Annotated in this window: 8 protein-coding genes; 2 read left to right on the forward strand and 6 right to left on the reverse strand. The window is 67.3% G+C overall.

Going from position 1 to position 9,678, the window contains the following annotated elements; all coding sequences use genetic code 11:
* Nucleotides 1-37 precede the first annotated feature (37 nt).
* Nucleotides 38-853, reverse strand: a complete 816-nt coding sequence (locus tag E3U47_RS14250; RefSeq protein WP_134692088.1) for a sulfite exporter TauE/SafE family protein — start codon at nt 851-853, stop codon at nt 38-40.
* Between the two features lie 109 nt (nt 854-962).
* Here E3U47_RS14250 and E3U47_RS14255 point away from each other — a divergent pair, with 109 nt between their 5' ends.
* Both E3U47_RS14255 and E3U47_RS14260 read left to right on the forward strand, forming a co-directional pair.
* Nucleotides 963-1,730 carry a helix-turn-helix domain-containing protein gene (locus tag E3U47_RS14255; RefSeq protein ID WP_134692090.1) on the forward strand — a complete coding sequence of 256 codons (768 nt, stop codon included), beginning with the start codon at nt 963-965 and terminating at the stop codon, nt 1,728-1,730.
* Between the two features lie 79 nt (nt 1,731-1,809).
* Nucleotides 1,810-2,559: a FadR/GntR family transcriptional regulator gene (locus E3U47_RS14260; RefSeq protein ID WP_134692092.1), complete on the forward strand. Its 750-nt coding sequence runs from the start codon at nt 1,810-1,812 to the stop codon at nt 2,557-2,559.
* 50 nt (nt 2,560-2,609) lie between these two features.
* Here the strand turns inward: E3U47_RS14260 and E3U47_RS14265 are convergent, their stop codons facing one another.
* The 5 genes from E3U47_RS14265 to E3U47_RS14285 all read right to left on the reverse strand — a co-directional run bounded on the left by E3U47_RS14265 (nt 2,610) and on the right by E3U47_RS14285 (nt 9,563).
* Nucleotides 2,610-4,190, reverse strand: coding sequence for an aldehyde dehydrogenase (NADP(+)) (locus E3U47_RS14265; protein WP_134692093.1), 1,581 nt, complete (start codon nt 4,188-4,190; stop codon nt 2,610-2,612).
* 121 nt (nt 4,191-4,311) lie between these two features.
* Nucleotides 4,312-5,865, reverse strand: a complete 1,554-nt coding sequence (gene garD / locus E3U47_RS14270) for a galactarate dehydratase (RefSeq protein WP_134692095.1) — start codon at nt 5,863-5,865, stop codon at nt 4,312-4,314.
* A gap of 73 nt (nt 5,866-5,938) precedes the next feature.
* Nucleotides 5,939-7,288: an MFS transporter gene (locus tag E3U47_RS14275; protein ID WP_134692097.1), complete on the reverse strand. Its 1,350-nt coding sequence runs from the start codon at nt 7,286-7,288 to the stop codon at nt 5,939-5,941.
* Between the two features lie 102 nt (nt 7,289-7,390).
* Complete coding sequence (gene kdgD / locus E3U47_RS14280; RefSeq protein ID WP_038706239.1) at nt 7,391-8,302, reverse strand: 5-dehydro-4-deoxyglucarate dehydratase; 912 nt, start codon at nt 8,300-8,302, stop codon at nt 7,391-7,393.
* A 451-nt stretch (nt 8,303-8,753) separates the two neighbouring features.
* Entirely contained in the window at nt 8,754-9,563 is an 810-nt protein-coding gene (locus tag E3U47_RS14285; protein ID WP_134692099.1) for a gamma-glutamyl-gamma-aminobutyrate hydrolase family protein, read from the reverse strand.
* Between the last annotated feature and the right edge of the window lie 115 nt (nt 9,564-9,678).

The following is a 9,678-nucleotide window of genomic DNA, read 5'->3' on the forward strand; positions in this document are numbered from 1 at the left end:
TCGCAGCCTACAGCGCGGGCATGACCGATGGCCAGGCTCAATCGCCAACGAGCAGCATCACCAACAGTACGCAGGCCAGCAGCGCCAGGTAGGCCCGGGCATGCACATGGTCGGGGATGCGCCCCAGCAAGGGCGCGGCCAGGTGCATGCCCAACCAGGCGCCGACCGTCATCACCAGCGCGGCGCGCAGGTCGATCAGCCCGAGCAGGCCGGCGCCAAGGTCAGCCTGACTACTTGGCACCAGGGCATAGACCAGCGTGGCCACCAGGGCCATGGGCAGCGACAGCGGATTGGCCATGGCGGTGGCGGTGCGCATGCTGGCGCCGCGGCGGCGCATCAGCGGCACGGTCATCACGCTGCCACCGACGCCCAGCAGCGCCGCCAGCGCGCCGATGGGCAGGCCGGCCAGGGTCGCGCCGGCACGGCTCATTCCAGCCAGTGCCTGCCCGCCTGTGCGGACGAAGCCCGGGCGCAGCCAGGCATCGAGCAGGCTGAGCAGGAGATAGGCGATGAACAACCCGCGCAGCCAGGCGCTGGTCACGTACAGGGCGGCCCAGGCGCCGAGCAGGGCGCCAACGGCAATGGCCGGCGCCAGGGGGCGTACCAGGTCCCAGCGCAGGCTGCCGGCGCGGTGGTGGCGCCAGGTGGCCAGGGCGCTGCTGAAGATCATCAGCGTGGCCGAGGTGGCCACGGCGATCTGCATGGCATGCTCCGCCACGGCCGTGCCGGCGCCGTGGCTGGTGAGCAGCAGGGCATAGAGCAGCGGCACGGCGAAGAACCCGCCGCCGAAGCCGAACAGCAAGGTGGTGACGCCGGCACACAGGCCGAACAGGCCAAGCAGGGGGTAGAGCATGGGAACAGCCTCAGGGCCAGGACAGGGGCTCTCAGCGTAGGTGCCTGCCCCTTGGCTGGCTTGCGCCAGTTGGCCAATAATCATCGCATCACGGCCAGAGCCTGCTGTCATGCGCAATGTTCCCCTGTCCCAGATCGATGCCACCCCCCGTGCGGTACTGGCCATCGCTACCGATTACCCGCCCGACACCCTGTTGCCCAGGCATGTCCATCGCCGGGCGCAATTTCTTTATGGGATGAGCGGGCTGATGGAGGTGCTGACCGACGATGGCGCCTGGGTCATTCCACCCGGCAGCGGCGTGTGGATTCCTCCCGGCAAGCCGCACCAGGTACGCATGCGCGGCGTGAGTACCCGCAGCCTGTACATCGAGCCGACAGCGCTGCCCCGCTCAGGGCCGCTATGCGAGGCATTGCGCGTCGAACCGCTGCTGCACCAGCTGTTGCTGGCCAGCGCCGAAGTGCCGGCCCTGCATGACGAGGCGGGGCGCGACGGCCTGCTGCTGGGGCTGCTGTTGCACGAGCTGGGCCAGGCCGAGCGCCTGCCGCTGTTCGCGCCGATGCCGAGGGAGCCACGTTTGGCGGCCCTGTGCCAGGCGTTCCTGGCGCAGCCGTTGATCCATGCCCGCGCCGAGGCCTGGGCCCGTCAACTCAACTGCAGCCCGCGCACCTTCAGCCGGCGTTTTCGCGAGCAGACCGGGCTGTCGTTCGGCCAATGGCGCCAGCAGGCCTGCCTGATGGCGGCGGTGACCCGCCTGGCGGCGGGCGAGGCGGTGACGGCCATCGCCCTGGACCTGGGCTACGAGAGCCCCAGCGCATTTTCCAGCCTGTACCGCAAGGTCATGGGTCACACGCCCTCGGCGGCGCGCCAGGGCGCATGAAAACCCGCCCGGACGTATGTGATCGTACAACTGCTTGCGCTATCATCGCGCCTGTCTTCCACAACCAGACAGACAGGGCATGACAGAGCAGCAGGTACAGGCACGGGCCCGGCGCAAGCCACGCAGTCTGGCCCAGGAACTGGTCACGGTGCTGACCGAGCGCATTCGCAGCGGCCAGCTCAAGCGCGGCGACAAGCTGCCCACCGAATCGCAGATCATGGCCGAGGAGGGGGTCAGCCGCACCGTGGTGCGTGAGGCCATTTCGCGGCTGCAGGCCGCAGGCCAGGTAGAGACCCGCCACGGTATCGGCACCTTCGTGCTGGACACCCCAAGCACCGGGGGTTTTCGTATCGACCCGGCGACCATCGTCACCCTGCGCGAGGTGCTGGCGGTGCTGGAGTTGCGCATTGCCCTGGAGATCGAGTCGGCGGGCCTGGCGGCCGAGCGTCGCAGCGACGAGCAACTGGCCGGCATGCGCGCCGCGCTGGACGAGCTCAACGAGGGCGCGGCCCATGCCTCGGATGCGGTGTCGGCGGACTTCCAGTTCCACCTGCGCATCGCCCAGGCCAGCGGCAATCACTACTTCGCCGACATCATCAATCACCTGGGCACCAGCATCATCCCGCGTACCCGGCTCAACTCGGCGCGCCTGGCCCATGACGACCAGGCGCATTACATGAGCCGGTTGATGCACGAGCACGAGGCGATCTACGAGGCTATCGCCCGGCGCGACAGCGAAGGCGCCAAGATGGCCATGCGCATGCACCTGAGCAACAGCCGCGAACGCCTGCGCCAGGCCCATGAAGAGGCCGAGGCGCAGCGGGGCTGATCACGTTGGTAGGGGCCGAAAAGCGGCCCCCTATGACGCTTTCAGGGCGCTCAAATCGCCCTGTCGGACCACTGCCCATTAACCAGGCGCCGCACGCCCAGTGGGTTACCGTCGCGCAACGCCTCCGGCAGCAAAGCCTGCGGGTAGTTCTGGTAGCACACCGGCCGCAGGAAGCGATCGATCGCCAGCGTTCCCACCGAAGTGCCACGGGCATCCGAGGTCGCCGGGTAAGGCCCGCCATGGACCATGGCGTCGCATACCTCGACCCCGGTCGGGTAGCCATTGACCAGGATGCGCCCGACCTTCTCTTCGAGCAGCGGCACCAGCCAGGCAAAGGCCTCGAAGTCGTCCGGCTCGCCGATCAGCGTGGCGGTGAGCTGGCCGCGCAGGCCGAGCAGGGCGGCGCGCAACTGCACCTCGTCGGCGACCTCCACGGCCACCGTGGCCGGGCCGAACACCTCCTCCTGCAGCAGCGGGTCGGCCTCTGCCAGCAGGCGGGCATCGGCCTTGAACAGCTGGGCGCGGGCCTGATCGCCTTGCTGCGGCTGCCCCGCCAGATGCTGGATGCCGGCGTGGGCCTGCAGATGCTCCAGGCCGCCGACATAACTGCGCAGGCCGCCGGCATTGAGCAACGTCTGCCCGGCCTGCTGATCCAGGTGTCGGCCCAACTCGCCCAGCAGTTGGCTGAAACCTGGGGACTGCAAGCCGATCACCATCCCGGGATTGGTGCAGAACTGGCCGGCGCCCAGGCACACCGAGCCTGCCAGTTCGCGGGCGATGGCCTCGCCGCGCTTGGCCAGGGCGCCGGGCAGGACGATCACCGGGTTGATGCTGGACATTTCGGCGAACACCGGAATTGGTTGCGGCCGCTCGGCGGCCATGCGGCACAGCGCGTCGCCGCCCTTCAGCGAGCCGGTGAAACCGACGGCCTGGATGGCCGGGTGCTTGACCAGCCATTCGCCGACACCACCGCCGAACACCATGTTGAACACGCCCTTGGGCATGCCGGTGCGGTCGGCGGCGCGCAGGATGGCGCTGGCCACCAGGTCGGCGGTGGCCATATGGCCGCTGTGGGCCTTGAACACTACCGGGCAGCCGGCGGCCAGGGCCGCGGCGGTGTCGCCACCGGCGGTGGAGAACGCCAGCGGGAAGTTACTGGCACCGAACACCGCCACCGGGCCGACCCCGATGCGCATCTGGCGGATGTCCACCCGTGGCAGCGGCTGACGCTCGGGCAGCGCCAGGTCGATGCGCGCACCGAGGTAGTCACCGCGACGCAGCACCTGGGCGAACAGGCGCATCTGGCCGCTGGTGCGGCCGCGCTCGCCCTGGATGCGCGCGGCGGGCAGGGCGGTTTCACGGCAGACGATGGCGACGAAGTTGTCGTCGAGTTCGTCCAGTTCGGCGGCGATGGCTTCGAGGAACTCGGCGCGGCGGGCCGGGGGCAGTTGGCGGAACGCGCTGAAGGCGTCGGCGCCGGCGCGGGCGGCGCGGTCGACTTCGCCCTCGGTGGCCTGGGCGAAGCTGTAGGGCAGGGCTTCGCCGCTGGTGGCGTCGAGGCTGTGCAGGCGTTGCGGGCCAAGGGCGCTGCGCTGGCCGGCGATGAAGTTGTGGCCGAGGATTTCGGGCATGGAATGCTCCTGTAGATGAATGGCTGGGTTCAGGGCCTGGGCGAGTGCTACGCACTCGTTTCGCCGGCAAGCCGGCTCCCACAGGGGGCGTGTTGTCGGCGAAGGGCCCAGGCACGCTTCGTCAGGTGATGGGGGCCGGATTGAACAGGGTGATGTCGTTGTGCAGCCCGTGCTGTTCGGCCCAGGTCTGCCTGCGGCCGCTGGCCACGTCCAGGTAGTAATGGAACAGCTCCCAGCCCAGCTCCTCGATGCTCGCCCGGCCGCTGGCGATGCGCCCGGCGTCGATGTCGATGAGGTCCGGCCAGCGCTGGGCCAGCTCGCTGCGGGTGCACACCTTGACCACCGGCGCCATGGCCAGGCCATAGGGCGTGCCGCGACCAGTGGTGAACACATGCAGGTTCATCCCGGCCGCCAGCTGCAAGGTGCCGCAGACGAAGTCGCTGGCCGGGGTGGCGCAGAAGATCAGGCCCTTGCGCGTTACCCGCTCGCCGGGCCCGAGCACGCCCTGGATCGCGCCGCTGCCGGACTTGACGATCGAGCCCAGGGCTTTTTCGACGATGTTGGACAAACCGCCTTTCTTGTTGCCCGGCGTGGTGTTGGCGCTGCGATCGGCGGCGCCCTGCTGCAGGTAGCGGTCGTACCAGTCCATTTCGCGCACCAATGCTTCGGCGACCTCCGGCGTTTCGGCCCGGGAGGTGAGCATGTAGATGGCGTCGCGCACCTCGGTAACTTCCGAGAACAGCACCGTCGCGCCCGCGCGCACCAACAGGTCGGCGGCATAGCCCAGCGCCGGGTTGGCGGTGATGCCGGAGAAGGCGTCGCTGCCGCCGCACTGCATGCCGAGGATCAGTTCGCTGGCCGGCACGCTCTCGCGGCGGCGCTGGTCGAGCTTTTTCAGGCGGGTCTCGGCCAGGGCCATGATCTGCTCGATCATCTCGCCGAAGCCCAGCGTCGCATCCTGCAGGCGGTACAGCCACGGCTCGCTGAGGTCCACGGACGGATCGCCGTCGTGCATCACCTGGCCGGCCTGGAGCTTTTCGCAGCCCAGGCTGATGACCAGCGCCTCGCCGCCTAGGTTGGGGTTGCGCGCCAGGTTGCGCACGGTGCGGATCGGGATGTAGGCGTCGCGGGCGTTGATCGCCACGCCGCAGCCGTAGCTGTGGGTGAGGGCGACCACATCGTCGACATTGGGGTAGCGGGGCAGCAATTCGGCGCGTATACGCTTGACCGCGTGGTCGAGCACGCCGGTCACGCACTGCACGGTGGTGGTGATGCCGAGGATGTTGCGGGTGCCGACGCTGCCGTCGGCGTTGCGGTAGCCCTCGAAGCTGAAGCCGTCGAGTGGCGGCAGGGCGGCGGGCACGGCGTCGCAGCGTGGCAGGCTGGCAAGCTCGGGCGCGGCCGGCATCGCCAGTTGATCTTCCTTGACCCAACTGCCCTGGCGCAGGTCTGCCAGGGCATGGCCGATGACCTGGCCATAGCGGCGCACCGCCTCGCCCTTGCGGATGTCCACGGTGGCGACCTTGTGGCTCTGCGGCACGCCCTCGACCAGGGTCAGGCCATCGGCAAAGCGCGCGCCTTCGCCCAGGCCGCCGTCGTTGACCACCACCACGACGTTGTCGTCGGGGTGCAGGCGCACGTAGCGGGGCGACTCGGAATGTTCGATCAACTGCATGGTCAGGCCCTTCTTGTCTTGTCTCTCAGGCGTGGTGCTGTCGCCGGCGCCGTTGGGCGCCGACGTGTCCGGCTTACTGGCGGGCCAGTTCGGCGTCGGGCGCAGGTTCGCGCTTGGGCGGCTCCTTGAGCTCGATGCGCTTGATCGGGCCGACGATCACCAGGTAGCTGAACACCGCCACCAGGGCGTTGGCGCCCACATATACCAGGGCCCATTTGAACGAACCGGTGGCGCTGATGATGTAGCCGATGACGATCGGCGTGGTGATCGAGGCGATGTTGCCGAAGGTGTTGAACAGCCCGCCCGAGAGGCCGGCGATCTGCTTGGGCGAGGTGTCGGCGACCACCGCCCAGCCCAGGGCGCCGATGCCCTTGCCGAAGAACGCCAGGGTCATGAAGCCGACCACCATCCACTCGGCCTCGACGTAGTTGCAGAACACCATGGTGGTCGACAGCAGCAGGCCGCAGACGATTGGCAGCTTGCGCGCGAAGGTCAACGAGTTGCCGCGACGCAGCAGCCAGTCCGACAGCACCCCGCCGAGCACCCCGCCGATGAAGCCGCATACCGCCGGCAGTGAGGCGATGAAGCCGGCCTTGAGGATGGTCATGCCGCGCTCCTGCACCAGGTACACCGGGAACCAGGTGAGGAAGAAGTAGGTGATGGCATTGATGCAGTACTGGCCGAGGTAGACGCCCAGCAGCATGCGGCTGGTCAGCAGCTGCTTGATGTAGTCCCATTTCGGGCCGTCGCCGCCGCGTTTCTGGTCCATGTCCACCAGGCCGCCGTTCTGCTCGATATGCTCGAGTTCGGCCTGGCCTATGCGTGGGTGCTGGCGCGGGTTGTAGATGGTCTTCAGCCACACCGCCGAGAACACGATACCCAGTACGCCCATGACCACGAACACATGTTCCCAGCCGAAGGTGAAGACGATCCAGCCCATGATCGGGGCGAACAGCGCGGTGGCGAAGTACTGTGCCGAGTTGAAGATCGCCGAGGCGGTGCCGCGCTCCTGGGTGGGGAACCAGGCCGCGACGATCCGCGCGTTGCCGGGAAACGACGGCGCTTCGGCGAAGCCTACCAGGAAGCGCAGGGTGAACAGCGTGACCACCGCCCAGGCCACCGGCAGCCCGCCGACGAAGCCCTGCAGCAGGGTGAACAGCGACCAGGTGAAGATGCTGAAGGCATAGACATTCTTCGAGCCGAAGCGGTCGAGCAGCCAGCCGCCGGGGATCTGCCCGGCCACGTAGGCCCAGCCGAAGGCGGAGAAGATGTAGCCGAGGGTGACCGCGTCGATGCCCAGGTCTTTCTGCAGGCTGGAACCGGCGATGGCGATGGTGGCGCGGTCGGCGTAGTTGATGGTGGTCACCAGGAACAGCATCAACAGGATCAGGTAGCGTACATGCGTCTTTTGCGTCGCTTGCATGCTGGTTACTCCCACTCGTTATTTTTATACGGGGATTGGTTGTAGGCCGGAGCGGGGCGTCCCTGCTCCGGCGGCGGCTTTGGCAGGCCGCGGGGTGCTCGCTTATTGCGGGCCCATCTTGTCCATCAGCGCGGCGAGCATCTCGTACTCCTGCGCGGTGAGGTCGGTCAGCGGCGTGCGCACGGGGCCCGCGTCATGACCGGCGAGCTTCGCCCCGGCCTTGACGATGCTCACGGCGTAACCGGCCTTGCGGTTGCGGATGTCCAGGTACGGCAGGAAGAAATCGTCGATCAGCTTGGCCACGGTGGCGTGATCGTCGCGGGCGATGGCGTGGTAGAAGTCCATCGCAGTCTTGGGCACGAAGTTGAACACCGCCGACGAATACACCGGCACTCCGAGCGCCTTGTACGCCGCAGCATACACCTCGGCGGTGGGCAGGCCACCCAGGTAGCTGAAACGATCGCCCAGGCGGCGACGAATCGACACCATCAGCTCGATGTCGCCCAGGCCGTCCTTGTAGCCGATCAGGTTCGGGCAGCGCTCGGCCAGGCGTTCCAGCAGGTCGGCGTTCAGTCGGCAGACGTTGCGGTTGTAGACCACCACGCCGATGTTCACCGCCTTGCACACCGCCTCGACATGGGCGGCGACGCCGTCCTGGCTGGCTTCGGTGAGGTAGTGGGGCAGCAGCAGCAGGCCCTTGGCGCCCAGGCGTTCGGCCTCCTTGGCGTATTCGATGGCCTGGCGGGTCGAGCCGCCGACGCCGGCGAGGATCGGTACCGAAGTGGCGCAGGTGTCGACGGCGGTCTTGATCACCTGGCTGTACTCGCTGGCGGCCAGGGAGAAGAACTCGCCGGTGCCACCGGCGGCGAACAGTGCGCTGGCGCCATACGGGGCGAGCCATTCCAGGCGTTTGACGTAGCCTGCGGGGTTGAAGTCGCCGGCCGCGTCGAAGTCGGTGACGGGGAACGACAGCAGGCCGTGGGAGAGGATGGATTGCAATTCTTGTGGATTCATTGTTGTAGGCATCCTGTGGCGCTTGGAAGGAGGAGGTACCAAGGTGAGAGGTAAGTTATCGTACAACTAGTGACATGACTAGTCCTCTGCAACAGGAAATTTGCGCTGGGGAAGTTTCACTGGTCCCTGTAGGAGCGGCCTTGTGTCGCGAAAGGGCGGCGCAGCAGCCCCAGAGGGTTTACGCCTGGACGCCAAGATCGCCGGGGCCGCTCTGCGGCCTTTTGGCGACACAAGGCCGCTCCTACAGGAGGAGATACGCCCGGCGCGAATAGGGTGCGAGGCCGATCAATGTGGTTGTCGTATGTCTTATGAGGAAAAAGGATCGCGGAGACAGGCACAAGCCCGCCGCCCGCTTCCACGGGAGATGTTCTGGGACCAGCAGAGGGTGACCGTGGTAAACGGGGGCGACCTTGCGCCGCCCCGCGATCAAAGCTAACGAAGCTTCAGAGGGTCAGGCGGCCTGGTTGCGCTTGACCTGGGACTTGCGGACCTGGACGCGGCAGGCGTCGCCGAAGGCCTGGAACATCTTGATCGAATCGGGGTTCTTCGCCGCCTGCCACTCCGGGTGCCACTGCACCGCGAACAGGAAGGGCGAGATGCTCGGGGCGTGGATCGCCTCGACCAGGCCATCCTCGGCATGGGCGATCGGCTCGATGCCCGCGCCCAGGTTGCGCAGGCCCTGGCCGTGCAGCGAGTTGACGCGAATTTCGTCGCTGCCGAGGGTGTCGCGCAGCCAGCTTCCCGGCTTGATCTTCACGCCGTGCACCTGGGCGTACTGGACCTCGACCGGATCTTCCGGGTTTTCCCGGTGGTCGTTGAAGCCTGGCTCGGCGTAGACCTTCTGGTAGATGTCGCCACCGAGGGCCACGTTGATTTCCTGCATGCCGCGGCAGATGCCGAAGATCGGCAGGCCACGCTTGATCGCCGCCTTGACCAGCGGGATGTCGAACAGGTCGCGGTTCTGGTCCTGGCCTTTGCCGGGCGTCTGGTTGTCCTGGCCGTAGAGGGCCGGGTCGATGTTGCTGCCGGCACCGGTCAGGTACACGCCGTCGGCCATGTCCAGGTAGGTCTCGAGGTCTTCGACGCCGCAGCAGGTGGGCACCAGGACCGGGACACAACCGGAGAACTCGACCAGCGGGGAGATGTATTTGTGGGTCATGACCTGATAGTCATGGCCTTTGCGCTCTTGGCTGCCCATGGTCATTAGGACGACGGGTTTGCGCAGGGAAGGTTGCTTGTTGCCAATGTTGCTGTTGGACATATGTCACCTTGGGACAGGTCATGCCTGTCGTTGTTGTGCAGGCGCACGGCCGGGGCCTTGAGTGCTGCCTGAAGCCCCGAGCACTGCCGGCTCGCCATGCAGGCGATGTCGGTCG

The sequence above is a fragment of the Pseudomonas sp. RIT623 genome, assembly GCF_004519305.1.
Classification (GTDB): domain Bacteria; phylum Pseudomonadota; class Gammaproteobacteria; order Pseudomonadales; family Pseudomonadaceae; genus Aquipseudomonas.

Coding starts and splice junctions, on each gene's coding strand:
- E3U47_RS14250 (WP_134692088.1), bottom strand. CDS start 853: ATGCTCTACCCCCTGCTTGGCCTGTTCGGCCTGTGTGCCGGCGTCACC.
- E3U47_RS14255 (WP_134692090.1), top strand. CDS start 963: ATGCGCAATGTTCCCCTGTCCCAGATCGATGCCACCCCCCGTGCGGTA.
- E3U47_RS14260 (WP_134692092.1), top strand. CDS start 1,810: ATGACAGAGCAGCAGGTACAGGCACGGGCCCGGCGCAAGCCACGCAGT.
- E3U47_RS14265 (WP_134692093.1), bottom strand. CDS start 4,190: ATGCCCGAAATCCTCGGCCACAACTTCATCGCCGGCCAGCGCAGCGCC.
- garD (WP_134692095.1), bottom strand. CDS start 5,865: ATGCAGTTGATCGAACATTCCGAGTCGCCCCGCTACGTGCGCCTGCAC.
- E3U47_RS14275 (WP_134692097.1), bottom strand. CDS start 7,288: ATGCAAGCGACGCAAAAGACGCATGTACGCTACCTGATCCTGTTGATG.
- kdgD (WP_038706239.1), bottom strand. CDS start 8,302: ATGAATCCACAAGAATTGCAATCCATCCTCTCCCACGGCCTGCTGTCG.
- E3U47_RS14285 (WP_134692099.1), bottom strand. CDS start 9,563: ATGTCCAACAGCAACATTGGCAACAAGCAACCTTCCCTGCGCAAACCC.